The organism is Pseudomonas sp. LBUM1646, assembly GCF_059716165.1.
Genome location: NZ_CP166810.1, coordinates 2,085,297 through 2,111,540 on the forward strand (window position 1 = coordinate 2,085,297; position 26,244 = coordinate 2,111,540).

Here is a 26,244-nt window from a genome sequence, read left to right on the forward strand (position 1 = left end):
AAGGCTTGCCCGCGATGGCGTCTTCAAAATCGCCATCGCGAGCAAGCTGTGCTCCTACAGGGGGTAGCCGTTTTTTGAGATTGAAGTAGGGCGGGCTCCTCTGGATGCCGCCCTTTTTTGTGCAAGAGCATTATGCAAAGCAGCAGCAACCTATTTCCTGTCGCCCTGATCAGCGCCGAGCGGCGCGGCGATCTGAGCGAAGACGTGTATCGATTGAAACCCGGCAACAGCCCCGACGGCACCGTCGAGCTGGCGGTGACCCGCCTGGGCATGGCAGACGGCTCCGACACGCGTGGTGTTCCGGTGATTTTGCTGCACGGCAGCTTTTCCAATCGCCGGTTCTGGTTTTCCCCCAAAGGCCTGGGTTTGGGCGCCTATCTGACGCGTCTGGGATTCGATGTTTGGATCCCGGAGATGCGCGGTCACGGCCTGTCCCAACGCAACCAGGACTACCGCAAGAACCGCGTCTCGGATTACGCCCGTTACGATCTGCCGGCCATCGGTGCGTTCGTGCGCGAGCAAAGTGGCCAGGTCCCGCACTGGATTGGTCATTCCCTCGGCGGCATTACCCTGGCCGCCGCCTTGGGTGGTCAGTACATCGGCGAGCCGGTGGTGGCCTCGGCAGCGTTTTTCGGTACGCAGGTCAGCCGCACCTACTGGCCGTTGAAGATTCCGCCGGTGGAGTGGAGCGGGCGCTTTATCCTCAAGCGATTTGCCCAGCTGTCCGGTTCACGGCTCAAGCGCGGCCCGGAGGACGAGCCGATTGGCCTGGCCCTGGAAAGCATGCGCTGGTACGGCCTGTTCGGGCGCTTTGGCGATGCCGACAAGGATTGGTGGGCCGGTTTGGCCGAGGTGGAGCTGCCGGTATTGGCCGTAAGCGCGGCCGGCGATCACCAGGATCCGGCCTGGGCTTGCCGCAAGCTGTTCGATCAGCTTGGCTCCGAGCACAAGCAGTTCATCAACCTGGGGCGCGAGCAGGGGTTTGCCGACAATTTCGGCCACGTTGAAATGCTGATCAGCAAAGCTGCCCAGGCCGAAGTCTGGCCATTGGTGGCCCGCTGGCTGGCCGATCAACAAACGCCGCTGTTGGGCGAAAAGCCGGATTTGGCCGCGGCGGTCTGAGCCCAGTGCTCTAACAAGGGCATTTCGCTCTGATCGGCTTGCGGCTAAGATATGACGCATTGCGCTTTTTCGGTCACTTTGCGACATCCTCGATTGTCTTCCTCTTTACAGGAGTTTCTCGATGAACCATTACGTTACGCCTGACCTGTGCGACGCCTATCCGGAGTTGGTGCAGGTACTGGAACCGATGTTCAGCAATTTCGGCGGCCGTGATTCCTTCGGCGGCGAAATCGTGACCGTCAAGTGCTTCGAAGACAACTCGCGGGTCAAGGAGCAGGTCGAACTCAAGGGTAACGGCAAGGTGCTGGTGGTCGACGGTGGCGGTTCCCTGCGTCATGCGTTGCTGGGTGACATGCTGGCCGAGAAAGCCGCGAATAACGGTTGGGAAGGGCTGGTGATCTACGGTTGCATCCGCGACGTCGATATCATCGCGCAGACCGATCTGGGCGTGCAGGCCCTCGCTAGCCACCCGAGGAAGTCCGACCGGCGTGGGCTCGGCGACCTTAACGTTTCGGTGACGTTCGCCGGTGTGACGTTCCATCCAGGCCACTACATCTATGCGGACAACAACGGCGTGATCATCTCGCCAAGCCCGCTGAAGATGCCTGAATAAAGCGTCGATGCGAATTTTCGTGGCAAGCATGGGGTGAGGATGTTCGAGGAAGAAAACGCGCAGTGGGGGCTGGTGCATGCCCTGGTGCTGGATGGAAAAGGCGGTGCGCGTTCGATAGCCCGGACTGAACTCGACGAATTGCAGCTGCAGGCTCATGAAAGCCTGTGGCTGCATTGGGATCGCAGTCACCCGCAAACCCAGACCTGGTTGCGTAAATCCAGCGGCCTGAGTGAATTCAGCTGCGACCTGCTGCTGGAAGAAAACACCCGTCCGCGTCTTCTACAGCTTTCCGACAGCGAACTGCTGTTATTTTTACGCGGGGTCAACCTGAATCCGGGCGCCGAGCCAGAGGATATGGTCTCGGTGCGGATCTTCGCTTCGGCCCAGCGGGTGATTTCCCTGCGTTTGCGTCCGTTGCGCGCCACCGATGAGTTGCTGGTGCAGCTTGCGGAAGGCAAGGGTCCGAAAACCGCCTCCGAACTCATCCTTTATATGGCTCAGTACCTCACCAACAAGGTGCAGGATCTGGTCACTTGCCTCTCGGAAGTGGTCGATGAGGAAGAAGAAAAACTGGATGCCGACGAACGGTATGCGCCCGAGCATGGAGCCATTTTGCAGATCCGTCGCCGAGCGGCCGGGCTGAAACGATTCCTGGCCCCGCAGCGGGAAATCTTCGGGCAACTGACGCGGATAAAACTGCCCTGGTTTGTCGAAGATGACGGCGATTACTGGAACGAATTGAACAACAGCCTGACCCGCTATCTCGAGGAGCTGGAATTGACCCGGGAGCGAGTGGGGCTGGTCCTGGAGGCCGAAGACCGGCGTTTGAGCGTGCGCATGAATCGCACGATGTACCGCTTCGGGATCATCACCGGGATCTTTTTGCCGATGAGTTTTCTGACCGGTCTCTTGGGCATCAATGTCGGCGGCATTCCGTTCTCTGCCAGCCCGTATGGCTTCCTGATTGCCTGCCTGATGATGGTGTCGGTGGCGCTCGGGCAGTGGTGGTTATTCCGACGTTTGCGCTGGGTCTGACCATGAGCCATGTGACCCGAGCAAATTTGATCGCGTCTTTCACAGACATCACGAGAGGTGCGTATGCACGATCCGTTTGAACAGTCTTTGCGTGACATGCTCAAGGCATCTCCGTCCACTCGGGACGACGATGCGTGCCTTGGCCGTGTACTGAAAACCGCCAACCGCCAGGTCGGCGCTGGCGATCTGTTCAGCCTGCTGGGCCGCTGGCTGCCCGCGCTGATGATTGCCTTGAACAATGGATCGGCCCACGTCGCGCCGGTCTCCCGCCACCGTAAACCTACCGTTCGCACTGCTGATAAGGCTGATTGAATATGGAACTTGATCTCTGGACTCAGAGCCTCGTCACTGCAATGACTGCGTTGTGGACCAAGGTTGCGAATTTCATTCCGAACCTCTTCGGTGCACTGGTTGTCCTACTGCTGGGCTTTGTCGTAGCCAAGCTTCTGGACACTTTGTTGTCGAAATTGCTCGCCAAGCTGGGCCTTGATCGCCTGATGGGCGGCACCGGTTTGACCAAGTTGCTGTCCCGTGCCGGCCTTCAGGTGCCCATTTCGACCCTGATCGGCAAAATCGTTTATTGGTTTGTTTTACTCATTTTCCTGGTTTCTGCCGCAGAATCCCTTGGACTTGAGCGAGTTTCAGCTACGCTGGATATTCTTGCGCTGTATTTGCCGAAAGTATTTGGCGCCGCGCTGGTGTTGCTGGTGGGTGTGCTGCTGGCGCAATTGGCCAATGGGCTGGTGCGCGGTGCGGCAGAGGGAGTAGGGCTGGATTACGCGTCGGGCCTGGGGCGAATTGCCCAGGGCCTGGTGATTATCATCAGCCTCTCGGTTGCCATCAGCCAGTTGGAGGTCAAGACTGACCTGCTCAACCATGTGATCGTGATCGTATTGATTACCGTTGGTCTGGCTGTTGCGCTGGCCATGGGCTTGGGAAGCCGGGAAATTGCCGGTCAGATTCTTGCGGGAATCTATGTGCGTGAGTTGTATCAGGTTGGGCAACAAGTGCGTGTTGGCGAGGTCGAAGGCCAGATCGAAGAGATCGGCACGGTTAAAACCTCATTGCTGACCGATGAGGGTGAGCTAGTCTCTCTCTCCAATCGGATCCTCCTGGAGCAGCATGTGAGTAGCCGCTAACCCGGCAAACCCTGCTAATGTATGCCGCCGCAAAATGCCCTGTAAGGGCTGCGGCGGACATTGACCTGACTGTCGGCCCGACTTGTTTTGAATAAAGCTCAATCGCTCTCCACGCGCTACGACCCCCGCGAGCTCTCTGATGAGGAGTTGGTCGCGCGCTCGCATACCGAGCTGTTTCACGTAACACGCGCCTATGAAGAACTGATGCGGCGTTACCAACGAACATTATTTAACGTCTGTGCACGATATCTTGGGAACGATCGCGACGCAGACGATGTCTGTCAGGAAGTGATGTTGAAGGTGTTGTACGGCCTGAAGAACTTCGAGGGGAAATCGAAGTTCAAGACATGGCTATACAGCATCACGTACAACGAATGCATCACACAGTATCGGAAGGAACGGCGAAAGCGTCGCTTGATGGACGCTTTGAGTCTGGACCCCCTCGAGGAAGCGTCTGAAGAGAAGGCGCCGGCCCCCGAGGATAAGGGTGGACTTGATCGCTGGCTGGTGTATGTGAACCCGATCGACCGTGAAATTCTGGTGCTACGATTTGTCGCAGAGCTGGAGTTTCAGGAGATCGCAGACATCATGCACATGGGTTTGAGTGCGACAAAAATGCGTTACAAACGTGCTCTAGATAAATTGCGTGAGAAATTTGCAGGCGTTGCTGAAACTTAGTTCAGCGCAAATATCTCTTACGTGTAGGCAAGTTCTGATAGACTTGCCGCCGAGTTGTCCCCCGGTTTGCGGGACTGCTTCACAATCACCAGATGGGGATTTAACGGATGAAACTGAAAAACACCTTGGGCTTTGCCATTGGTTCTCTTATTGCCGCTACTTCGTTCGGCGCGCTGGCACAAGGCCAAGGCGCAGTTGAAATCGAAGGCTTCGCCAAGAAAGAACAATTCGACAGCGCTCGTAACTTCAAGAACAACGGCAACCTGTTCGGTGGTTCGGTTGGTTACTTCCTGACCGACGACGTTGAACTGCGTCTGGGCTACGACGAAGTGCACAACGTACGTGCAGACAACGGCCGTAACATCAAGGGCGCCAACACCGCTCTGGACGCTCTGTACCACTTCAACAACCCGGGCGACATGCTGCGTCCGTACGTTTCGGCTGGTTTCTCCGATCAAAGCATCGGTCAGAACGAGTCCGGTCGTAACCGCTCCACCTTCGCCAACGTTGGCGGCGGTGCCAAGCTGTACTTCACCGAGAACTTCTACGCCCGTGCTGGCGTTGAAGCTCAGTACAACATCGACCAGGGCGACACCGAGTGGGCTCCAAGCGTCGGTATCGGTGTGAACTTCGGTGGCGGCTCCAAGCCTGCTGCTGCTCCAGTTCCAGCACCAGCTGAAGTCTGCTCCGACAGCGACAACGATGGCGTTTGCGACAACGTTGACAAGTGCCCGGACACCCCAGCCAACGTAACTGTTGACGCTGATGGCTGCCCAGCAGTTGCTGAAGTTGTTCGTGTTGAGCTGGACGTGAAATTCGACTTCGACAAGTCGGTAGTCAAGCCTAACAGCTACGGCGACATCAAAAACCTCGCTGATTTCATGAAACAGTACCCATCCACCACCACTACTGTTGAAGGTCACACTGACTCCGTCGGTCCTGACGCTTACAACCAGAAACTGTCCGAGCGTCGTGCAAACGCCGTTAAGCAAGTTCTGACCAACCAGTACGGTGTTGAATCGACTCGCGTTCAGTCTGTTGGCTACGGCGAATCCCGCCCAGTTGCTGACAACAAAACTGAAGCTGGTCGCGCTGTAAACCGTCGCGTAGAAGCGCAGGTTGAAGCTCAAGCTAAGTAATTAGCTCGCAGCTCTGAAAAGCCCGGCTTAGGCCGGGCTTTTCTTTGTCTGCGATTTGAGTTTCAGCTTGGGTTTAGCGTCTTTTTTAAAAGATCGCAGCCTGAACCATCTCCTACAGAGCGGTACGCCGAACCCATGTAGGAGCTGCCGAAGGCTGAGATCTTTTGATCTGATCACCCGCCGCCACCGCGCCGATCACCAGAATCGCCGGGCTCTTCAGCTCGAAGCTGTGGGCATCTTCTTCCATGGCTGTCAGAACACTGCGACATTCGCGTTGATGCGGCAGTGAAGCGTTTTCGATCATCGCCACGGGCGTATCCGCCGCCATTCCCCCAGCCAGCAACTGCTCACGGATCTCACTCAGTTTCGCCACGCCCATGTAAACCACCAGCGTAGTGCCACCTTGGGCCAAGGCTTGCCAGTTCAGACTGCTGTCGTCCTGGGTGTGGGCGGTGACCAGCGTCACGCCGCGTGCCACGCCGCGCAGGGTCAAGGGGATATCGCATTGCGTCGCCCCAGCGAGTCCGGCGGTGATGCCATTGACCAGCTCGACATCGACCCCACGCTCGCGCAGCCACTGCGCTTCTTCGCCGCCGCGCCCAAAAATGCACGGATCGCCGCCCTTGAGCCGCACCACACATTTGCCGTGGCGGGCATAGCGCAGCATCAATCGATGAATAAACGCTTGAGGCGTCGAACGACAGCCGCCGCGCTTGCCGACGGGAATGATCCGCGCACCTGAGCAATGCTCCAGCACCGCTTCGTTGACCAGGTCATCGATCAGCACCACATCCGCTTCCCGCAAGGCCCGAACCGCCTTGAGGGTCAACAATTCAGGGTCGCCGGGACCTGCACCCACCAGCCAGACTTTTGCGTTCATCGTATTTTCCTCACGAGATAACAGCGACCGGTTGCGCAGTGGCGGCCAGCAGACGCTTGATTTCCGGGACGCAGGAGCCGCATTGCGTGCCACAGCCCAGTTCTTGTTTCAGGCCCTGCAAGTCCAGACCACGGCTGATGCCGGCGCAGACTGCGCTTTGGCTGACGTTTTTGCAGTTGCACAGGGTTTTATTGCCGGCGGCCGGCGCGTCGACGTTGCCCGGCGGCGCACTCAATGGCGCCAGCAGCCAGCGCCGCAGTTGTTCGTCGGCCCGACCTTCGAGCCACAGGCTTTGCAGCCAGTGCTGGGCGAGGGTTTCACCCGCCAGGCGAATCGCGGTGATCCGGCCGTTCTCGATGCGCACGCGTTTGCCAATCGAGCGCCGAGGGTCGTCGTAGGCCAATACTGGGCCGTCGTTCAGACCCAGGCATTGATCGATTTCCCGCAGCAACTGCGCGTCGGGCGGCGTGGCGCTGGCAGCACGTATCAGCAGCGCCGGGCGTTCACGGCCGGCGAGGCTGAGGCTGACGTAGGAAAACGCTTCGCAGAGTGGTCGTAGGGTCTCGAAATGCTGCTGAACATCGCCTTCGATCAAGGCGAAAAGGTGCCAGGGCAGTTGCACCGGTTCCAGGCGTACGCCGCTGTGTTTCAGTTCCGGCTGTTTCGACAACGGGTCGAACGCCGGTTGGGTGATCGCATTGACGCCACCCTTGAGAAAACGATCGCCCCAATGCATGGGCAGAAAGGCCTGCCCCGGACGCACGCTGTCATCGCTGCCGACGGCGACAATCACCGCGCCGCGACGGCTTTTCAGGCTGACCAGATCCCCCGGTTGCAGCCGATGCCGGCGCAGTTCGTCCGGGTGCAGGCTCAATACGGCTTCGCTGACATGCCCGAACAATTGCGCCGCGGTGCCGGTGCGGCTCATGCCGTGCCATTGATCGCGCAGGCGGCCGGTGATCAAGGTCAGCGGGAAACGTGCATCGCGCTGCTCTTTGGCTGCGCGGTAGGGGTCGGCGATGAACTGCGCACGACCGCTGGCGGTCGGGAAAATCCCGTCCAGGTACAACCGCGCCGTGCCTTCGCTGGCGCCGGTGGGGAAGGGCCATTGCTGCGGGCCGAGCCGGTCCAGCAGCGCGTGGCTGATGCCGGACAGGTCCAGATCCCGGTCTTGGGTCAGTTGCTTGTATTCGTCGAAAACCTCGGCCGCCGTGTCAAAGGCAAACAGGCCGGGTTGTGCAGGGCGCAGACGTTTCTCCAGGCGTTGTGCGAAGTCCACTGTAATCGCCCAATCCGACCGCGCTTCACCGGGTGCGCCAATGGCCTGGCGGACGTGGGAAATTCGCCGCTCGGAGTTGGTCACTGTGCCGTCCTTTTCACCCCAGCTTGCGGCAGGCAGCAGCAGGTCAGCGAACCTGGCGGTTTCAGTGGTACGAAAGGCTTCCTGCAAGACCACGAACGGGCAAGCCTCCAGTGCAGCGCGCACGGCGGTTTGATCCGGCAAGGATTGCGCCGGGTTGGTGCAGGCGATCCACAGCGCCTTGATCTGGCCGCTGCGCACCTGTTCGAACAGCTCGATAGCCGTGAGCCCGGTGGTTTCGGGTAATTGCTCAACTCCCCAGTAAGCCGCTACTTCGGCGCGATGTTCGGCATTGGCGGCTTCGCGATGGCCGGGCAGCAGGTTCGATAAACTGCCGGTTTCCCGCCCGCCCATGGCATTCGGCTGACCGGTCAGGGAGAAAGGTCCTGAGCCGGGACGACCAATTTGCCCGGTGGCCAAATGCAGGTTGATCAGTGCGCTGTTCTTCGCGCTACCGGCGGTGGACTGGTTCAGTCCCATGCACCACAGCGACAGAAAACTCGGTGAAGTGCCGACCCATTCGGCGCATTGCTGCAGTTGCTCGATACCAATCCCGCACAGTTGCGAAACCATTTGCGGGGTGTAATCGCGCACCAGGTTTTTCAGCTCGGCCAGGCCTTCGGTGTGAGCTTTGATGAAGTCGCGATCGATCCAGTCTTCCCACAACAGCACGTGCAAAATCCCATGGAACAAGGCGACATCGGTGCCTGGCAGAATCGCCAGGTGCAAGTCAGCCAAATCGCAGGTGTCGGTACGACGTGGGTCGATGACGATGACTTTCATCTGCGGGCGGCGGGATTTGGCCTCTTCCAGGCGTCGGAACAGGACCGGGTGGGCGTAGGCCATGTTGCTGCCGACAATCATCACACAATCACTCAATTCCAGGTCTTCGTAGCTGCATGGCGGTGCATCGGCACCCAGGCTGCGCTTGTAGCCGACCACGGCCGAAGACATGCACAACCGCGAATTGCTATCGATGTTATTGGTGCCGACCAGCGCCCGCGCCAGTTTGTTGAAGGCGTAGTAATCCTCGGTCAGCAACTGCCCGGAGATGTAGAACGCCACGCTGTCCGGGCCGTGTTCGGCGATGGTGTCGGCAAATACGTTGGCGGCGTGATCGAGGGCGGTGTCCCAATCGGTGCGGCTACGGGGCAGGCCTTTGCCCAGGCGCAGTTCCGGGTACAGCGCCCGGGCCGTCAGGTCGCCGGTCAAGTGCAGGGTCGAGCCTTTGCTGCACAACTTGCCGAAGTTGGCCGGGTGGGCCGGATCGCCGCTGACGCCAAAGATGCGCTCGCCGTCATGCTCGATCAGCACACCGCAACCGACCCCGCAGTAACAGCAGGTCGAGGCGGTGATTTGGCGCTCCATCAGCCTGCATCCCGCAGGGACAACAGCACCCGGCCGTTTTCCACCCGCGCCGGATGATGATGGGCGCAGCCAATGTCCGGCGCCTGGGCTTCGCCGGTTTGCAAGTCGATCTGCCAGTTGTGCAGCGGGCAGGCGACGCGTTTGCCGTAGATCAAACCCTGGGACAGCGGCCCGCCCTTGTGCGGGCAGCGGTCATCGAGGGCGAAAACCTCATCGTCGCTGGTACGAAAAATCGCGATGTCACCTTTCGGGCCGGCGATAATCCGCGAGCCGAGGGCATTGATCTCTTCCAGTGCGCAGATATCCAGCCAGTTCATGCCAGCACCTCCAGGTTTTTCACGGGGATGACGTCGAATTCTTTTTTCAGCAGCGGCTGTTCCAGGCGTTCTTTCCACGGATCCTGTTCGAACGACAGGGAGAATTGCAGGCGATCATTCAAGGCTTTGCGGCGCTCAGGGTCTTCCAGCACGGCTTTCTTGATGTGTTCCATGCCGACCCGTTGCAGGTAGTGCACGGTGCGTTCGAGGTAGAAGGCTTCTTCCCGATAGAGCTGTAGGAAAGCGCCGTTGTATTCGCGCACTTCTTCGGCGGTTTTCAGCTTGACGAAGAATTCGGCGACTTCGGTTTTGATCCCGCCGTTGCCGCCGATGTACATTTCCCAACCCGAGTCCACGCCGATAATTCCGACGTCCTTGATCCCCGCTTCCGAACAGTTGCGTGGGCAACCGGAGACCGCCAGTTTCACCTTGTGTGGCGACCACATGTTGAACAGGTCGTGCTCCAGTTCGATGCCCAGTTGCGTCGAATTCTGCGTGCCGAAGCGGCAGAACTCGCTGCCGACGCAGGTCTTCACGGTGCGGATGGATTTGCCATAGGCGTGGCCGGACGGCATATCCAGGTCTTTCCAGACCCCCGGCAGGTCCTGCTTCTTGATCCCCAGCAGGTCGATGCGCTGACCACCGGTAACCTTGACCATCGGCACGTTGTACTTGTCGGCGACGTCGGCAATTCGGCGCAACTCGGACGGGTTGGTCACACCGCCCCACATCCGCGGGACGACAGAGTAGGTGCCGTCTTTCTGAATGTTGGCGTGGGCGCGCTCGTTGATCAGCCGCGATTGTGGGTCGTCCTTGGCTTCCCCGGGCCAGGTGGAAATCAGGTAGTAGTTAAGCGCCGGACGGCAGGTGGCGCAGCCGTTGGGCGTGCGCCAGTTCAAGTAGCTCATGGTGGTGGCGATGGTCAGCAAGTGCTGTTCGCGGATGGCGTGGCGAATCTGCCCGTGATTGAGGTCGCTGCAGCCGCAGATGGCTTTTTCGCTTTTCGGTTTGACGTCCGCCGCGCCGCCCACGGTGTTGATCAGGATCTGTTCCACCAGTCCGGCGCAGGAGCCGCACGAGCTGGCAGCTTTGGTGTGTTTCTTCACGTCATCGACGCTGAACAACCCGTGTTCCTGAATCGCCTTGACGATGGTGCCTTTGCACACGCCGTTGCAGCCGCAGACTTCGGCGGTGTCAGCCATGCTCATGGCTTTGTCCTGGCCCTGGTGTCCTACGTCGCCGAGGGCGTTTTCGCCGAACATCAAGTGATCGCGGATCTCGCCGATGGCGTGATTCTCACGGATCTGTCGGAAATACCAACCGCCATCTGCCGTATCGCCGTACAGACAGGCGCCGACCAGCACGTCATCCTTGATCACCAGTTTTTTGTAGACCCCACCAATCGGGTCGGACAGGGTGATGGTCTCGGTACCTTCGCCGCCCATGAAATCGCCGGCGGAGAACAGGTCGATGCCGGTGACTTTCAACTTGGTCGAGGTCACCGAGCCCTTGTAGGTGGCGAAACCCAACTGCGCGAGATGATTGGCGCAAACCTTGGCCTGTTCGAACAGTGGGGCGACGAGGCCGTAGGCGATGCCACGGTGGCTGGCGCATTCACCGATCGCGTAGATGCGTGGGTCGTAGGTTTGCAGGGTGTCGTTGACCAGAATCCCGCGATTGCAGGGGATGCCGGATTTTTCCGCGAGTTCGGTGTTGGGGCGAATGCCGGCGGCCATCACCACCAGGTCGGCGGGGATGATGTCGCCGTTTTTGAACTGTACCGAGCCGACCCGGCCATTGCCGGCATCGTGCAGGGCCTGGGTCTGTTCGCAGAGGCGAAAGTGCAGGCCGCGGGCTTCGAGGGCGGTTTGCAGCAACTGGCCGCTGGTTTTGTCCAGTTGCCGTTCCATCAACCATTCACCGATATGCACCACGGTGACGTGCATGCCGCGCAGCATCAGGCCGTTGGCGGCTTCCAGGCCCAGCAGACCGCCGCCGATCACCACGGCGTGCTTGTGGGTTTTCGCAGTGTTGATCATCACTTGGGTGTCGGCGATGTCGCGGTAGCCGATCACGCCATGCAAAGTGTTGCCGGGGATCGGCAAGATGAAGGGCGTCGAGCCGGTGGCGATCAGCAGGCGATCGTACTCGGCTTCGGTGCCGTCCTCGGCGATCACCCGGCGCTTGATCCGGTCGATCTCCACCACTTTGCGGTTGAGCAGCAACTTGATGTTGTTGCTCAGGTACCAGTCCAGATCGTTGAGCACGATCTCTTCGAAGGTTTGTTCGCCGGCCAGCACCGGCGACAGCAGGATGCGGTTGTAGTTGGTATGGGGTTCAGCGCCGAAGACCGTGATGTCGTACAGCTCGTTGCTCAGCTTGAGCAGTTCTTCCAGGGTGCGAACCCCGGCCATGCCGTTGCCGATCATCACCAGTTTTAGTTTTTTCATCAGGTTCTCCGGGAGCTCAGACTCGCCTCATCAGGGCTTTCAGGTCGTGCTCGACAAATTTCGCGCAAACAAAAAAAGGCGTCCCGCTAGTTGCCTAGCGAGGACGCCTTTGTCCTGGTCCCGTTCTCTCGGGAAGCGCAGCCTTCGTCGTTGAAGGCTGGGCTTTATGTATGGTGGGAAAGGTAATGCAGTGGTTGTGCCAAGTCCGTTCAGTCCAGCATTTGCCGTGAATGAGTCGACGGCAAAGCCTCTGTGCTGAAAGTTTTCGCACCGATTCAAGGCGCGTCGCCCGAAGTTGGAGCGCCCTTGGTGTTAGCCATGGAACAGCAAAAACATCAGCACCAGATTCACCACCAGCGACACCAGCGCCAATGTGCGCCAGACCTTCAACGGCTCACGCTCCAGTAATGGGCGGGGACGCACACTTAAACTGCGCCGCTCACCCTGTTCCAGCAGCAATAACCATTCTTCCGCCGTTTCAAAACGCTGCTGCGGATCAACCGCGACCGCGCGCTCCAGGCTTAACGCCAGCCACTCCGGCAAGTCCGGTCGATAGCGACTGGCACTGACCGGCACCCCAAATCGCGGGCGTTGAAACGCCTCAATTTCGCCGTAGGGATAGTGCCCGGTCAGCAGGAAAAACAGGGTCACGCCGACCGCATACAAATCCTGTTGCGGTGTCGGCGCTTCTCCCTGAAACGCTTCCGGCGCGATGTAGCTCGGCGTGCCGGGCAGGGCGCAGGGCTGATCTTCGGACAGGCCGGGGCAATAGGCGAGGCCGAAGTCCAGCAAGCGCAACTCGCCGTCGTCCCCCAGCAGCAGGTTGTCCGGTTTGATGTCGCGATGCAGGATCTGCCGGCGATGTAGCATGCCCACCGCCCGTAGCAGGCGTTCGGCCGAATTTCGCCATTGGGGCAGCGGCAGTGGTCCGACATCGGCGTGCAGTTGCGCCAACGTAGATCCGGAATATTCCCGCATCACGTAGTACAAATGCTGACGCTGAGTGGCGGCATGGACTTCAGGAAAATGCCGCCCGGCCACCCGTTTGAGAAACCATTCTTCCGACAGCAATGCCTGCCCGGCCAGATGATCATCGTGTAAATGCCCGGGCAAGGTTTTCAGCAGCCAGGGTTGTTGTTGCCCGTCCCGCACCCGATACAGCAGCGATTGCTGGCTCTGGTTGAGGATGCCTTCGACCTGCCAGCCTTCAAAGGACTGACCCGGTTTCAGCACGGGCGGCAGCGGCCATTGCTGCAAGTGAATCAGCGCATCGCCAATGCTCGTTTCACCGAGGGCATCGACCCGCACCAGCAGAGCGCTGGCGTTGTCCTGGCTGCCGGCCAGGTGCGCGGCGTTGACTAAGGTCTGCGCGGCGTTGTCCAGATCGGGCTGATCGCGCAGGATTGCCGCAATTGCCGTGTCGCCCAGCACCGCCCAGATACCATCGCTGAGCAGCACGAAACTCTCATCGACGCGTAATTCGCCATCGAGAAAATCCAGCACCAGATGCTGATCGAGCCCGAGTGCGCGCTTGAGCACATGCTGCATGCCTTGCTGATCCCAGACGTGATCCTCGCTGACCCGCTGCAACTGATCAGCGTGCCAGCGATACACCCGGCAATCGCCGACATGAGCCAGGGTAAAACGCCTACCGCGCATGACCAAAGCACTGACAGTGGTCAGCAGCGGTTGCCCACCGCCATTGGCTTGCAACCAGCGATTCTGCGCTGACAGCAGGCGGTCGAGTGCCTGGGCGACGCCCCAGGTTTCCGGGGTGGCGTAGTAGTCCAGCGCCAGCGCCTGCAAGGTCGAACGGGCGGCGAGACCGCCGTCGGCGCACTGACTGACGCCGTCGGCGATGGCGAACAGGTAACCTTTGCTCGCCGCCAGCGCCGGGGCCGGGGTGACCAGGCGCAGGGCGTCCTGGTTCTCCGCGCGGGGGCCGATGGCGCTGGCTTCGGCGAAACTCAGTTGCAGGCTCATGAGTGCCTCAGACCCGGGCCGCCGTCACGGCTGCCGAACCCCAAGTGGTCCTCCAGCGACGTTTCACACCGTACAGACCGAACCAGGCGAGCACACCCAGGCTGGCGAACAACCACAGCGCCAGTTGATAGCTGCCGGTGCTTTGCTTGATCGCGCCCATGCCTGCCGCGAGGGCGAAGCCGCCGATGCCGCCGGCCATGCCGATCAACCCGGTCATTACGCCGATCTCCCGACGAAAACGCTGCGGCACCAGTTGGAAAACCGCCCCGTTACCCGCACCCAAACCGAGCATGGTGCAGACGAAAAGGGCCAGTGCCGCGTAGGAACTTGGCAAGTTGAAACCGACTGCGGCGATGCAGATCGCCGCCACCGTGTACATGCCCAGCAAGGTCCGAATGCCGCCAAAACGGTCCGCCAGGGCGCCGCCCAACGGACGCATCAGGCTGCCGCCGAACACGCAGGCGGCGGTGTAGTAACCGGCGGTCACCGGGCTCAGGCCATATTGGTCGTTGAAATAACCGGGCAGGGCGCTGGCCAGGCCGATGAAGCCGCCGAAGGTCACGCTGTAGAAAAACATGAACCACCAACTGTCACGGTCGCCGAGGGCCTTGAGGTAGTCGGCCATGGACTTGGCTTTCGGCCGTTCCGGGGCATTCCTGGCCAGCCAGGCGAAGACGATCAGGGTCAGGATCAGCGGGATCAGGGCGAAGCCGAACACATTGCTCCAGCCGAATGCCGCCGCTAGGACCGGGGCGATCAGCGCCGCGAGAACGGTGCCCGAGTTACCGGCGCCGGCAATGCCCATGGCCTTGCCTTGATGCTGCGGCGGATACCATTGCGATGCGAGCGGCAGGGCGACGGCGAAGGATGCGCCGGCCATGCCGAGGAACAGGCCGAGCACCAGCGCCTGTTCGTAGCTGTGGATCCCGAGTTTCCAGGCACCGAACAGTGCGCAGATCACGATCACCTGGCCAATGATCCCGGCGGTTTTCGGTGACAAGCGATCCGCCAGCAGGCCCATCACAAAGCGCAGTACAGCGCCGGCCAGAATCGGCGTGGCCACCACCATCCCGCGTTGTTGGGTGGTCAGGTGCAGGTCAGCGGCGATTTGCACCGCCAGTGGGCCGAGCAGGTACCAGACCATGAAACTCAGGTCGAAATAGAGGAAGGCCGCGAACAATGTCGGGGTATGGCCGGATTTCCAGAAGCTTGAATTCATCGCGCACCTCAGCTGTTAAGCGTCTCGAGAAGGAGTCATTAGCTTGCAGGTGGGGCGCCGCCACGGCCGCACCACCGACCCCGGTCTCTGGGGCCAAAACGAAAAAACGCCGCCACCGGATCCGCCATGGGCGAATGAGGTGAGCGACGTCTTTGTCGTAGGTGGGGCAACCGCCGTTGGTTACCTGTATCGATTACATAGCGAGATCTGTGCCAGGTTCGGCATGATCGTTCCCACGCTCTGGGTGGGAATGCCGCCATGGACGCTCCGCGTCCGCTTTGGATGCTGGGACGTGGAGCGTCCCGAGATGCATTCCCACGCGGAGCGTGGGAACGATCGGTTAACCCAACAGTTCACTCATGGCAATAATCTGCTCCGCCACCTGAATCAGCTTCTGCTGCCGGCTCATGGCCTGGCGGCGCATCAGGGTGTAGGCCTCTTCTTCATTGCAATCCTTCATCTTCATCAACAACCCTTTCGCCAGCTCGATGCGCTTGCGCTCGGCCAGTTGCTGGTCCCGTGCATGAAGTTGGGCGCGCAGGGCCTGGTCGCTTTCGAAGCGCGCCATGGCCACGTCGAGAATCGGCTGCAAGCGTTGTGCGTGAATGCCTTCGACGATGTAGGCACTGACCCCTGACTTGATCGCCTGGCGCATCACGCCGGGGTCGTGTTCGTCGGTGAACATCACGATCGGCCGGGGCTGATCACGAGTGACCAATACAACTTGCTCCATCACATCGCGGCTCGGTGACTCGGTATCGATCAGAATCACGTCCGGACGCACCGTTTCGACGCGTACGGGCAGGTCGATGGTCAAACCGGACTCGTCGATCACCTCGAACCCCGCCTCGGTCAGGGCGGCTTTCAGTCGTCCGACTTTCTTTGCCGTGTCGTTGATCAGCAGGATACGCAACATATTCGCAGGCTCCTGTCAGCGACTGGCCAGAATGGGCGAGCTGTCGCTCATGGCGTGGAGTTTGAAGCTTCGGGCATAGGCGGCCGGATCTGAACCGTCCCAGACCTTGCCGTCGATCAATTGACTGCTGCGCATGTCCTGACCCCAGGCGGCAACGCCCAGCGCCGTCGCGGCCTCACGGTACACGTCCAGTTGTTGGACTTGGCGGGCCACACCGAGGTAATCCGGGTCTTCGCGCAGCAAGCCCCAGCGGCGGAACTGGGTCATGAACCACATGCCATCGGACAGATACGGCAGATTGACCTCGCCGCCGCCATGGAAGCGCAGGGCGTGCGGGTCTTGCCAGCGATGGCCCAGGCCGTCGGCGTAATCCCCCTGCAGACGCGGTTCGATGCAGTCCAGCGGTGCATCGAGATACTCGGGCGCGCTCAGTAACTGCGCGGTACTGCGGCGATTCTCGGGGCTTTCTTCAATGAAGCGACTGGCTTCGAGAATCGCCATCACCAGCGCTCGTGCGGTGTTGGGGTATTGCTCGACAAAGGCGCGGGTGCAGCCGAGGACTTTTTCCGGGTGATCGGGCCAGATGGTCTGGGTCGTTGAAATGGTAAACCCAAGATCCTGTTTAACCGCGCTGGCGCACCATGGCTCGCCGACGCAAAAACCGTCGATACGCCCGGCTTGCAGGTGCGCGACCATTTGCGGCGGCGGCACCACCACGCTGTCGACGTCCTGCAACGGATGAATGCCCTGACTCGCCAGCCAGTAATACAGCCACATGGCGTGAGTACCGGTCGGGAAGGTCTGGGCGAAGGTCAGTTTTGGGCGAGTTTGGTGCACGTGCCGGTGCAGTGCTTCAGGACCGGTCACCCCCAGCGCCTGCAAGCCGTGGGACAGGTTGATGCTCTGGCCGTTCTGGTTCAGGCCCATGAGCACTGCCATATCCGTGGGCGCGATACCGCCGATGCCCAGGTGCACGGCGTAGATCAGGCCGTAGAGGCTGTGGGCGGCGTCGAGTTCGCCGCTGACCAGTTTGTCCCGCAGGTTGGCCCAGGACGACTGGCGCTTGAGGTTCAGGGTCAGGCCGTAAGGTTGGGCGAAGCCCTGGGTCGCGGCGACCACCACCGAGGCGCAGTCGCTCAGGGCCATGAAGCCGACATTGATTGCGGACTTTTCCGGGGCATCGCTGCCGTTGACCCAAGCGAGCGGGCCGACTGTGCTTTCATTCATTGCTAAACACCTTGCAAAAAAAAGCGTCGTCCCAGGTCCCCGCGTGAGCAGAACCGGGTGACGACGCCATTGTCCGTCGACTCATCCCGTCGTTGGCATGAGTGCTGATGCCTTTACCGGTGCAAGGCATATGCCATCGAGCGTTGATTTGCGTGTGCGCCTCGCTTGCGACCCCGATGCCCGGCTATAATCGCCGCCTCATTTCGCCGCCATTCGAGTCAAACCCGCCCATGTACACCCTGGCCCGTCAGCTGTTGTTCAAACTTTCCCCGGAAACCTCCCACGATCTGTCCCTGGACTTGATCGGCGCGGGCGGGCGTTTGGGCCTCAACGGCTTGCTGTGCAAGGCCCCGGCGAAAATGCCGGTGAAGGTCATGGGCCTGGAATTCCCGAACCCGGTGGGTCTGGCGGCCGGTCTGGACAAGAACGGCGCGGCCATCGACGGTTTTGCCCAGTTGGGTTTTGGTTTCGTCGAAATCGGCACCATTACCCCGCGTTCGCAGCCAGGCAACCCGAAACCACGGATTTTCCGCCTGCCGGAAGCCGAGGCGATCATCAACCGTATGGGTTTCAACAACCTCGGTGTCGATCACTTGCTGGCCCGGGTCGCGGCCGCCAAGTACAAGGGCGTGCTGGGCATCAACATCGGTAAAAACTTCGATACGCCGGTTGAGCGTGCAGTCGACGACTACCTGATCTGCCTGGACAAGGTCTACGCCCACGCCAGCTACGTGACGGTCAACGTCAGCTCGCCGAACACCCCGGGCCTGCGCAGCCTGCAATTCGGTGATTCGCTCAAGCAATTGCTCGCCGACCTGGCCCAGCGCCGGGCCGAACTGGCGTTGCGCCACGGCAAACATGTACCGCTGGCAATCAAGATCGCCCCGGACATGACCGATGAAGAAACCGTGCAGGTTGCACAAGCGCTGATCGACACCGGGATGGACGCGGTGATCGCCACCAACACCACGCTGAGCCGGGTCGGCGTCGAGGGTATGGAGCATGGCGACGAGGCGGGCGGTCTGTCCGGCGCGCCGGTTCGCGACAAGAGCACCAATACCGTTAAGGTGCTGGCGGCAGAGTTGGCCGGCCGTTTGCCGATCATCGCCGTAGGCGGCATCACCGAAGGCAAGCACGCAGCTGAGAAAATCGCTGCGGGTGCGAGTCTGGTGCAGTTGTATTCGGGCTTCATCTATAAAGGCCCGGCACTCATCCGTGAATCCGTCGACGCCATAGCCGCCTTGCGCTGATGTAGCAGCTGCCGAGCCCGCGAGGCTGCGTTCGGCGGCGGAGCCGTCGTGAAACCTGAAAGGATGGTGTACCTGCAAGACCGCGGTGTCTGATTCTACGACTGCTGCGCAGCCGAACGCAGCCTCGCAGGCTCGGCAGCTGCTACAAAAGGGTTGTGTTTCGGCAAAATGCAGGCATAAAAAAGGGCACCTCTAGGGTGCCCCTGGGCCGGAGCCCGCCGTCCGGATGGGACGTGCGTGGTTAATGTGTTACGTATTCAGATGATTGTGTTGCAGTGTCAGGCCCTTTGTTAGCCAACGGCGTGAAGTTCGTTGAGTCTATGGATTCCCGCAGTGCCGGTCATACCGTCCCAGTTGTCGCCGCGTCCTTCGCGCCAGCCGTTAATCCAGGCTTGGCGTACCGACGGTAGAGTAAATGGGCAAAGCTCACGGGATTTGCCACCAACGCCATATTGATATCCGCGCAAAAATGCTCTTTCCAACGGATCACGCTTAAGTCTTCTCATAGGGTGTTGCCCTCACTTGTTGACTGTATTTATCGCGTCGACCTCAATCGAGGTCTGGCAGAAATTTTCTGCCGTTGGCGGCTCGCTGCCGGCGTCGCGAGCCAAGGTGTTGACGCCGTTGCGACGTCAACCTGTGTTGAGTTCTAACCAATGCGTCACATCGAGGGAATGATCGTTTTGTCATAAGGACGTAACCAGAAAGATGCTATGGCCATAAGTAACACGATGTTTGCCCCGTGTTTATTGGTCAAACCCCGGTATGATCAGCCCCGCGCTGTATGACGGGGTTAATCCTTTAGTGAGAATGACCCACGTTTACGCTGGGGTACTATTCGACGAAGGGTCGCTTTATGACATTTTGTTGCTTCAACTTTTTTATCTGCCCTGACATCTAAGCTCTTTTAACCCGAGCAGTCAGGGTGGGACGGCACACCTTCGTGCCACGCGGGCGCTCTTTTAGAAAAGCGCCTGATTGAAAACCGGACCGGCAATGCGTTGTCGGTTCACTTAGCCAAAGGCTCTGAAATTCCAATGTCCGATCAATTCGAAATCTTCCTCACTTGCCCTAAAGGCCTTGAAGGCCTGCTCATCGAGGAAGCCGTCGGGCTTGGCCTTGAAGAAGCGCGTGAGCACACCTCGGCCGTGCGTGGCATGGCGACCATGGAAACCGCTTATCGCCTGTGCCTGTGGTCGCGTCTGGCGAACCGGGTGCTGCTGGTGCTCAAGCGGTTCCCGATGAAGGACGCCGAAGACCTGTACCACGGCGTGCTCGATATCGAGTGGCAAGACCACATGCTCAACGACGGCACCCTGGCCGTCGAGTTCAGCGGTCACGGCTCGGGCATCGACAACACCCACTTCGGCGCCTTAAAAGTTAAAGACGCCATCGTCGACAAACTGCGCACCCCGCAGGGTGACCGTCCGTCCATCGACAAGCTCAACCCGGACCTGCGCATTCACCTGCGCCTGGACCGTGGCGAAGCCATCCTCTCCCTCGACCTGTCCGGCCACAGCCTGCACCAGCGCGGTTATCGCTTGCAGCAGGGCGCGGCACCGTTGAAGGAAAACCTCGCGGCCGCGATCCTGATCCGTTCCGGCTGGCCACGCATTGCGGCCGAAGGCGGCGCGCTGGCTGACCCGATGTGCGGTGTCGGTACATTCCTGGTAGAAGCCGCCATGATCGCCGCCGATATGGCGCCGAACCTGCGTCGCGAGCAGTGGGGCTTCACCGCCTGGCTCGGCCACGTCCCGGCGCTGTGGAAAAAACTCCACGAAGAAGCCACCGAGCGTTGCGCCGCCGGCCTGGCCAAGCCACCGCTGTGGATTCGCGGCTACGAAGCTGATCCACGACTGATTCAACCGGGCCGCAACAACGTTGAGCGTGCCGGCCTGAGCGAGTGGATCAAGATCTACCAGGGCGAAGTCGGCACTTTCGAACCGCGTCCGGACCAGAACCAGAAAGGCCTGGTCATCTGCAACCCGCCGTACGGCGAGCGTCTGGGCGACGAGGCGAGCCTGCTCTACCTCTACCAGAACCTTGGCGAACGTCTGCGCCAGGCCTGCCTGAACTGGGAAGCCGCGGTGTTCACCGGCGCCCCGGACCTGGGCAAGCGCATGGGCATCCGCAGCCACAAACAGTATTCGTTCTGGAACGGCGCGTTGCCGTGCAAGCTGCTACTGATCAAGGTCACCCCGGATCAGTTCGTCACTGGCGAGCGTCGCACCCCGGAACAGCGTCAGGTCGAGCGCGAGCAGGCGGAAGTCGAAGTCGCAGACAACGACGTGGCGCCGGGCAAGTACGAGAAGTACAACAAGAACGGCAACCCGATCAAACCGGCTCCGGTCGTGATCGAGCAACCGCGCTTGAGCGAAGGCGGGCAGATGTTTGCCAACCGCCTGCAAAAGAACCTCAAGGCGTTGGGCAAGTGGGTCAAGCGTGAAGGCATCGACTGCTATCGCGTGTATGACGCCGACATGCCGGAATACTCGATGGCCATCGACCTGTACCAGGATTGGGTCCACGTCCAGGAATACGCCGCGCCGAAATCCATCGACCCGGAAAAAGCCTCGGCCCGTATGTTCGATGCCTTGGCGGCGATTCCGCAGGCCTTGAACATCGACAAGAGCCGCGTGGTGGTCAAGCGTCGCGAGCGTCAGAGCGGCACCAAGCAGTACGAACGCCAAGCGGCCCAGGGCAAGTTTGTCGAGGTCAATGAAGGCGGGGTCAAGCTGCTGGTCAACCTGACTGACTACCTCGACACCGGGCTGTTCCTCGATCACCGGCCAATGCGTATGCGCATCCAGAAAGAGGCCGCCGGCAAACGCTTCCTCAATCTGTACAGCTACACCGCGACCGCCAGTGTTCATGCAGCCAAGGGCGGCGCGCGCAGCACCACCAGCGTTGACCTGTCAAAAACCTACCTCGATTGGGCGCGTCGCAACCTGTCACTGAACGGTTTCTCCGACAAGAACCGTCTGGAGCAGGGCGACGTCATGGTCTGGCTCGATGCCTGCCGTGATGAGTTCGACCTGATCTTCATCGATCCGCCGACCTTCTCCAACTCCAAGCGTATGGAAGGGATCTTCGACGTGCAGCGTGACCAGGTGCAGTTGATCGACCTGGCCATGGCGCGCCTGGCCCCGGGCGGGGTGTTGTACTTCTCCAACAACTTCCGCAAGTTCGTGCTGGAGGAGAACCTCACCACCCGTTACGCGGTCGAGGAAATCACCGACAAGACCATCGATCCGGACTTTGCCCGCAACGGCAAGATCCATCGTGCCTGGAAAATCACGGCCCGCTGACACCTGACTGGATTGGATCCACAGAGCCTTGATTTTTAAAGGCTCTTGGGTTCTTTCAGTGCTGGTCAAATTAGTGGCTAATAGCTATAACTCAAGCACAGCCAATGGGCTTCTCCGGCACCTGGCGTTTTGAGTTGCGTTTATGTCGTTGCACGCCGTGCGCCCCAAGATCCTGGGTTTTATCAGCGAAGATGTCTCGGCCTGGCTGGTCGCGATATTGGTATTGCTCGCTGGCGGGATTCTCACGGGACTGCTGGCCTGGGCCACGTTGAACCTGTTTCACCATCAATTGCGGCAACGCTTTCAACTGCTGGCCAGTGAGCGTTACAGCCGTATCGAAGAACGTTTTGAAGATCAGGAGCAGCGCCTCGACGGCCTCCGCCGGTTCTTTGCCAATTCCGAATCGGTGTCCCGCGCCGAATTTGACGGTTACACCCAACCTTTATTGCACCGCACCCAGGCGTACTCCTTCGCGAAGCGGGTCAGCGGCGACGAACGTCCGGCGTTTGAGCAAGAGGCGCGCGCCCAGGGGGTGAGCGACTTTTCCATTCGTGAACTCAACGCCTCGGGCGAGCTGCAACTGGCGGCGGAACGCGATGAGTACGTGGTGGTGCTTTACAGTCAGACGCAAAGTCGACTCGGCTCGCCGCTGGGCTACGACTTGCTCGCCCAGCCGTTGCGGCGTGCGACGCTGGAACGGGCGGATGCGCGCGGTGGCATGGCGGTTTCGCAACCGATGCACCTGGTGAGTGTCGAACCGGCCTATGCCCGGGGTGTGCTGCTGGTGGCGCCGGTGGTTCGACGTGAAGACCTGCAAGCGCCGACGACCAAGCCGTTCGGTTACGTCATGGCGGTGATCAGCATGCGCCAGTTACTGGCCGACGGATTGCCGGAGGCCGGTCATGATTATCTGACGGTGCGCATTCTCGACCTGTCCACCAACGATCAACACGAAGTGCTGTACGAATCGGCGAAGCCTCCAGCCGTCAGTGAATTGTCCGCGAGCCGCTTGCTGCGCCTGGCCGACCACGACTATCAAGTGGACATCCAGCCCAGCGAAGCCTTTGTGCAGGCCAACCACTCTTCGGCGAGCAGCCTCGTGGTGCTCGGCAGTTTGCTTAGCCTGTTGCTCAGTGCCTTGCTCTACGTGCTGGTCAGCCAGCGCCAACGGGCGCTGAAAATGGTCGAACAGCGCACCGAGGAGCTGCGCGCTCGCGAGCAAGAATTGCGCGGCACCCACGGCCAGTTGCGCGGCGTGCTGAATGCGGCGACCCAAGTGGCGATCATTGCCACCGATTTGCGCGGGGTCATCAGCACCTTCAACGCCGGCGCCGAACAAATGCTTGGTTACACTGCTGCCGAGGTGGTGGGGCGCATGACCCTGGAAAACCTGCACTTCCCCCGGGAACTGGTGGCCCGTTCGGCGGAGTTGAGCGCGCGTTATGGCAAGTTGATCCCGACGTGCCAGGCGATGCTGGTCGAGGGCGGCGAAGAGGGGGGGCACGAAGCCCGCGAATGGACCCTGGTGCGTCAGGATGGCAGCCACTTGACGGTGAACATGCTGGCGACGCCGGTGTTGGATGAGCAAGGGCTGTGGGTCGGGCACTTGGCGATCTGCATCGACATCACCGAGCGCAAACGCGTCCACGAGGCCTTGGCGGCGCGGGATTTGTTGCTGAAGAAGCTCAGCGCCCATGTGCCCGGCGGCATCTACCAGTTCAAGATGGAATTCGACGGACGCTTCAGTGTGATTTATGCCAGCGACGGCATCCGCGAGATCTACGAGCTGGAACCGGATGTGTTGCTGCTCAACGCCGAAGCAATCTTCACCCGGATTCATCCACAGGATTCAACTCGGGTCCGCGCCTCAATCCGCGCCTCGGCCGATACCCTCAGCCCCTGGCGCGAGGAGTACCGCGTGCAACTGCCTCAGCGCGGACTGCGCTGGGTGCGTGGTGAAGCGACTCCGGAAGAACTGCCGGGTGGCGGCGTGCTGTGGCACGGCTACATCTCGGATATCTCTGATCTGAAACGCGTTGAAGAAGAGTTGCGGGCGCTGTCGGTGACCGACTCCTTGACCGGCATTAATAACCGTCGTTACTTCCAGGAGCGCCTGACCACTGAAATGGCCCGGGTCGAACGCGGCGGTGGCGAGTTGTCGGTGATCATGCTCGACATCGATCACTTCAAACGGATCAATGACCAACATGGCCACGCCGTGGGCGACCGGGTGTTGCAGGCCGTGTGCGAGCGCATTGGCCATCGCCTGCGCCGCACCGACGTGTTCTGTCGTCTGGGTGGCGAGGAGTTCATGGTGCTGTGCCCGGACATCAATGGCGAACACGCCCATGTCCTGGCCTTGCAATTGTGGCAAGCGTTACGCAGTTCACCGATCGACGGCGTCGGCACGGTGACCGCCAGTTTCGGGATTGCCAGTTGGCAGGTCGGCGAGGGTGCGGATGCGCTGTTGCTGCGGGCGGATTCGGGGGTGTATGCGGCGAAGCAGGCGGGCAGGGATCGGGTTGAGGCGCAGCACGTGTAGGAGCAAGGCGTTGATCATCGTTCCCACGCTCTGCGTGGGAACGCAGCCCGGGACGCTCCGCGTCCCAAAGCGGACGCAGAGCGTCCATTGAGGCATTCCCACGCAGAGCGTGGGAACGATCAGGTGGAGGGGGTTACAACACCGAAGCGGTGGCTGGAACCTTAGGCTGGCGATACAAATCCAGCAGCACCTGATCCAGTACCGAAGACGCGCCAAACGGCGCCTTGTCGTTGAGAATCGCGACCACGGCCCAGGTGTTGCCATTGATGTCGCGGCTAAAGCCGGAGATCGCCCGCACGGTGTTCAGGGTGCCGGTCTTGATGTGAGCTTCGCCGCGCATCGCGGTGGTCTTCAGGCGTTTGCGCATGGTGCCGTCGGTGCCGGCAATCGGCATCGAGCTGATGAACTCGGCAGCGTACGGGCTGCGCCAGGCGGCTTGCAGCATGCCGGCCATTTCACGGGCGCTCACTCGTTCGGCGCGGGACAGGCCGGAGCCGTTCTCCATCACCAGGTGCGGCGCGGTAATGCCTTTCTGGGCCAGCCACTGACGCACGACACGCTGGGCCGCCTTGGCGTCGTCGCCGTCGGCATCGTTGCGAAACTTTTGGCCCAGGCTCAGGAACAGCTGCTGGGCCATAGTGTTGTTACTGTATTTGTTGATGTCGCGAATGATTTCCGCCAGGTCCGGCGAGAACGCCCGCGCCAGCACTTTGGCATCTTTCGGTGTCGATCCCAGCACATCCTTGCCTTGGATGCTGCCGCCCAGTTCTTTCCAGATTGCCCGCACGGCGCCTGCGGTGTAGGTCGCGTGATCCAGCAGCGACAGGTAAGTCTGTGAGCTGCAGCCTTCGCCCAACTGGCCGCCAACGGTTACGGTCACGCTACCATCGGCCTGGGTCACCGGGTTGTAGCGCACGCCACCGGTGCACTGCTTGGAGTTGATCGCCTTGACCTGATTGTCGATGTTAATCGTCGCAATCGGCGGCTCAACCGACACCAGCACCTTGCCGTTGTCGTTGCGCGCCACAAAGCGCAGGGCTTTGAGGTTGACCATCAGCGAGTCGGGTTTGACCAGGAACGGTTTGTTCTCGTCATTGCCGTCGTCATTGAACTCGGGCAGTTGCGGTTGCATGAAGAAGCCACGGTCCAGCACCAGGTTGCCGGTGACCTGGATCACGCCGTTGGCCCGCAGGTCGCGCATCAGCAGCCAGAGTTTTTCCATGTTCAGCTTCGGATCACCGCCACCCTTGAGGTAGAGGTTGCCGTTAAGGATGCCGCCGCTGAGGGTGCCGTCGGTGTAGAACTCGGTTTTCCACTGGTGGTTCGGGCCGAGCATTTCCAGGGCAGCGTAAGTGGTGACCAGTTTCATGGTCGAGGCCGGATTGACCGAGACATCCGCGTTGAAAATGGTTGGGGTGCCGGGGCCGTTCAGCGGGATCATCACCAGGGACAGGGCGTTGTCCTGCAATTTGCTGGCCTTGAGGGCTTTTTCAACGTTGGGTGACAGCGCGGTATTGATCGGAGCGGCGGAAACCGGGAGGGCCAGGGGGAGAAGAAGACCGGCAAGTAGTAGTGGACGCAAAGATTTGATCATGTGAAGTAAAACCCTACGGGCGAGGGGAAAAAAGGCGAGGGCATGAAGATAAAATCCCTCAGTGGTCATGAAAGTGTCGGCATTATGCCCCAAGGTGACGCGGC

General features: G+C 60.4%; 20 protein-coding genes. 10 read left to right on the forward strand and 10 right to left on the reverse strand.

Annotated features, from left to right (window positions below; genetic code table 11):
* Nucleotides 1–132: 132 nt before the first annotated feature.
* The 7 genes from ACA071_RS09375 to ACA071_RS09405 all read left to right on the forward strand — a co-directional run bounded on the left by ACA071_RS09375 (nucleotide 133) and on the right by ACA071_RS09405 (nucleotide 5,726).
* Nucleotides 133–1,122: an alpha/beta fold hydrolase gene (locus ACA071_RS09375; protein WP_497644063.1), complete on the forward strand. Its 990-nt coding sequence runs from the start codon at nucleotides 133–135 to the stop codon at nucleotides 1,120–1,122.
* 121 nt (nucleotides 1,123–1,243) lie between these two features.
* Nucleotides 1,244–1,735 carry a ribonuclease E activity regulator RraA gene (gene rraA, locus ACA071_RS09380; RefSeq protein WP_497644064.1) on the forward strand — a complete coding sequence of 164 codons (492 nt, stop codon included), beginning with the start codon at nucleotides 1,244–1,246 and terminating at the stop codon, nucleotides 1,733–1,735.
* 39 nt (nucleotides 1,736–1,774) lie between these two features.
* Nucleotides 1,775–2,770, forward strand: a complete 996-nt coding sequence (cmaX, locus tag ACA071_RS09385; protein WP_497644065.1) for a divalent cation transporter CmaX — start codon at nucleotides 1,775–1,777, stop codon at nucleotides 2,768–2,770.
* A gap of 63 nt (nucleotides 2,771–2,833) precedes the next feature.
* Nucleotides 2,834–3,082, forward strand: a complete 249-nt coding sequence (locus tag ACA071_RS09390) for a hypothetical protein (RefSeq protein WP_008146303.1) — start codon at nucleotides 2,834–2,836, stop codon at nucleotides 3,080–3,082.
* Nucleotides 3,083–3,084: 2 nt separating this feature from the next.
* Nucleotides 3,085–3,909 carry a mechanosensitive ion channel family protein gene (locus tag ACA071_RS09395; RefSeq protein WP_497644066.1) on the forward strand — a complete coding sequence of 275 codons (825 nt, stop codon included), beginning with the start codon at nucleotides 3,085–3,087 and terminating at the stop codon, nucleotides 3,907–3,909.
* A gap of 87 nt (nucleotides 3,910–3,996) precedes the next feature.
* A complete protein-coding gene (gene sigX / locus ACA071_RS09400; protein ID WP_497644067.1) occupies nucleotides 3,997–4,587 on the forward strand; it encodes an RNA polymerase sigma factor SigX in 591 nt (196 codons plus the stop codon).
* A gap of 107 nt (nucleotides 4,588–4,694) precedes the next feature.
* Nucleotides 4,695–5,726 carry an OmpA family protein gene (locus ACA071_RS09405; protein ID WP_497644068.1) on the forward strand — a complete coding sequence of 344 codons (1,032 nt, stop codon included), beginning with the start codon at nucleotides 4,695–4,697 and terminating at the stop codon, nucleotides 5,724–5,726.
* A 112-nt stretch (nucleotides 5,727–5,838) separates the two neighbouring features.
* Here ACA071_RS09405 and cobA read toward each other — a convergent pair whose 3' ends face one another.
* From cobA to ACA071_RS09445, 8 genes are all read right to left on the reverse strand, one after another.
* Nucleotides 5,839–6,606 carry a uroporphyrinogen-III C-methyltransferase gene (gene cobA / locus ACA071_RS09410; protein ID WP_497644069.1) on the reverse strand — a complete coding sequence of 256 codons (768 nt, stop codon included), beginning with the start codon at nucleotides 6,604–6,606 and terminating at the stop codon, nucleotides 5,839–5,841.
* Between the two features lie 10 nt (nucleotides 6,607–6,616).
* Nucleotides 6,617–9,334 carry a nitrate reductase gene (locus ACA071_RS09415; RefSeq protein WP_497644070.1) on the reverse strand — a complete coding sequence of 906 codons (2,718 nt, stop codon included), beginning with the start codon at nucleotides 9,332–9,334 and terminating at the stop codon, nucleotides 6,617–6,619.
* Nucleotides 9,334–9,651: a nitrite reductase small subunit NirD gene (gene nirD, locus ACA071_RS09420; protein WP_429527462.1), complete on the reverse strand. Its 318-nt coding sequence runs from the start codon at nucleotides 9,649–9,651 to the stop codon at nucleotides 9,334–9,336. Before nirD ends, ACA071_RS09415 begins: the two co-directional genes overlap by 1 nt.
* Nucleotides 9,648–12,101: a nitrite reductase large subunit NirB gene (gene nirB / locus ACA071_RS09425; protein ID WP_497644071.1), complete on the reverse strand. Its 2,454-nt coding sequence runs from the start codon at nucleotides 12,099–12,101 to the stop codon at nucleotides 9,648–9,650. The genes nirD and nirB overlap by 4 nt, the downstream gene beginning before the upstream one ends.
* 312 nt (nucleotides 12,102–12,413) lie before the next feature.
* Nucleotides 12,414–14,084: a bifunctional protein-serine/threonine kinase/phosphatase gene (locus tag ACA071_RS09430; protein ID WP_497644072.1), complete on the reverse strand. Its 1,671-nt coding sequence runs from the start codon at nucleotides 14,082–14,084 to the stop codon at nucleotides 12,414–12,416.
* A 7-nt stretch (nucleotides 14,085–14,091) separates the two neighbouring features.
* Nucleotides 14,092–15,303: a nitrate/nitrite transporter gene (locus tag ACA071_RS09435; RefSeq protein WP_497644073.1), complete on the reverse strand. Its 1,212-nt coding sequence runs from the start codon at nucleotides 15,301–15,303 to the stop codon at nucleotides 14,092–14,094.
* A 340-nt stretch (nucleotides 15,304–15,643) separates the two neighbouring features.
* Entirely contained in the window at nucleotides 15,644–16,219 is a 576-nt protein-coding gene (locus ACA071_RS09440; RefSeq protein WP_497644074.1) for an ANTAR domain-containing response regulator, read from the reverse strand.
* A gap of 15 nt (nucleotides 16,220–16,234) precedes the next feature.
* Nucleotides 16,235–17,446 carry a CmpA/NrtA family ABC transporter substrate-binding protein gene (locus ACA071_RS09445; RefSeq protein WP_497644075.1) on the reverse strand — a complete coding sequence of 404 codons (1,212 nt, stop codon included), beginning with the start codon at nucleotides 17,444–17,446 and terminating at the stop codon, nucleotides 16,235–16,237.
* Nucleotides 17,447–17,676: 230 nt separating this feature from the next.
* Here ACA071_RS09445 and ACA071_RS09450 point away from each other — a divergent pair, with 230 nt between their 5' ends.
* Nucleotides 17,677–18,696: a quinone-dependent dihydroorotate dehydrogenase gene (locus ACA071_RS09450; RefSeq protein ID WP_497644076.1), complete on the forward strand. Its 1,020-nt coding sequence runs from the start codon at nucleotides 17,677–17,679 to the stop codon at nucleotides 18,694–18,696.
* A gap of 290 nt (nucleotides 18,697–18,986) precedes the next feature.
* Here the strand turns inward: ACA071_RS09450 and rmf are convergent, their stop codons facing one another.
* Nucleotides 18,987–19,202: a ribosome modulation factor gene (gene rmf, locus ACA071_RS09455; protein ID WP_003223300.1), complete on the reverse strand. Its 216-nt coding sequence runs from the start codon at nucleotides 19,200–19,202 to the stop codon at nucleotides 18,987–18,989.
* 531 nt (nucleotides 19,203–19,733) lie between these two features.
* Between rmf and rlmKL the strand changes: the two genes are divergently transcribed.
* The gene (gene rlmKL, locus ACA071_RS09460; RefSeq protein ID WP_497644077.1) at nucleotides 19,734–22,004 is read left to right on the forward strand and encodes a bifunctional 23S rRNA (guanine(2069)-N(7))-methyltransferase RlmK/23S rRNA (guanine(2445)-N(2))-methyltransferase RlmL; all 2,271 of its coding nucleotides are present in this window, start codon (nucleotides 19,734–19,736) and stop codon (nucleotides 22,002–22,004) included.
* A gap of 142 nt (nucleotides 22,005–22,146) precedes the next feature.
* Nucleotides 22,147–24,546 (forward strand): sensor domain-containing diguanylate cyclase, encoded by a 2,400-nt coding sequence (locus ACA071_RS09465; RefSeq protein WP_497644078.1) that lies wholly within the window; start codon nucleotides 22,147–22,149, stop codon nucleotides 24,544–24,546.
* A 133-nt stretch (nucleotides 24,547–24,679) separates the two neighbouring features.
* Here the strand turns inward: ACA071_RS09465 and dacB are convergent, their stop codons facing one another.
* Nucleotides 24,680–26,140 carry a D-alanyl-D-alanine carboxypeptidase/D-alanyl-D-alanine endopeptidase gene (gene dacB / locus ACA071_RS09470; protein WP_497644079.1) on the reverse strand — a complete coding sequence of 487 codons (1,461 nt, stop codon included), beginning with the start codon at nucleotides 26,138–26,140 and terminating at the stop codon, nucleotides 24,680–24,682.
* Nucleotides 26,141–26,244 lie beyond the last annotated feature (104 nt).

Coding starts and splice junctions, on each gene's coding strand:
- ACA071_RS09465 (WP_497644078.1), top strand. CDS start 22,147: ATGTCGTTGCACGCCGTGCGCCCCAAGATCCTGGGTTTTATCAGCGAA.
- nirD (WP_429527462.1), bottom strand. CDS start 9,651: ATGAACTGGCTGGATATCTGCGCACTGGAAGAGATCAATGCCCTCGGC.
- cobA (WP_497644069.1), bottom strand. CDS start 6,606: ATGAACGCAAAAGTCTGGCTGGTGGGTGCAGGTCCCGGCGACCCTGAA.
- nirB (WP_497644071.1), bottom strand. CDS start 12,101: ATGAAAAAACTAAAACTGGTGATGATCGGCAACGGCATGGCCGGGGTT.
- ACA071_RS09440 (WP_497644074.1), bottom strand. CDS start 16,219: ATGTTGCGTATCCTGCTGATCAACGACACGGCAAAGAAAGTCGGACGA.
- ACA071_RS09375 (WP_497644063.1), top strand. CDS start 133: ATGCAAAGCAGCAGCAACCTATTTCCTGTCGCCCTGATCAGCGCCGAG.
- ACA071_RS09445 (WP_497644075.1), bottom strand. CDS start 17,446: ATGAATGAAAGCACAGTCGGCCCGCTCGCTTGGGTCAACGGCAGCGAT.
- ACA071_RS09450 (WP_497644076.1), top strand. CDS start 17,677: ATGTACACCCTGGCCCGTCAGCTGTTGTTCAAACTTTCCCCGGAAACC.
- cmaX (WP_497644065.1), top strand. CDS start 1,775: ATGTTCGAGGAAGAAAACGCGCAGTGGGGGCTGGTGCATGCCCTGGTG.
- rlmKL (WP_497644077.1), top strand. CDS start 19,734: ATGTCCGATCAATTCGAAATCTTCCTCACTTGCCCTAAAGGCCTTGAA.
- rmf (WP_003223300.1), bottom strand. CDS start 19,202: ATGAGAAGACTTAAGCGTGATCCGTTGGAAAGAGCATTTTTGCGCGGA.
- rraA (WP_497644064.1), top strand. CDS start 1,244: ATGAACCATTACGTTACGCCTGACCTGTGCGACGCCTATCCGGAGTTG.
- dacB (WP_497644079.1), bottom strand. CDS start 26,140: ATGATCAAATCTTTGCGTCCACTACTACTTGCCGGTCTTCTTCTCCCC.
- ACA071_RS09415 (WP_497644070.1), bottom strand. CDS start 9,334: ATGGAGCGCCAAATCACCGCCTCGACCTGCTGTTACTGCGGGGTCGGT.
- ACA071_RS09395 (WP_497644066.1), top strand. CDS start 3,085: ATGGAACTTGATCTCTGGACTCAGAGCCTCGTCACTGCAATGACTGCG.
- ACA071_RS09390 (WP_008146303.1), top strand. CDS start 2,834: ATGCACGATCCGTTTGAACAGTCTTTGCGTGACATGCTCAAGGCATCT.
- ACA071_RS09405 (WP_497644068.1), top strand. CDS start 4,695: ATGAAACTGAAAAACACCTTGGGCTTTGCCATTGGTTCTCTTATTGCC.
- ACA071_RS09435 (WP_497644073.1), bottom strand. CDS start 15,303: ATGAATTCAAGCTTCTGGAAATCCGGCCATACCCCGACATTGTTCGCG.
- ACA071_RS09430 (WP_497644072.1), bottom strand. CDS start 14,084: ATGAGCCTGCAACTGAGTTTCGCCGAAGCCAGCGCCATCGGCCCCCGC.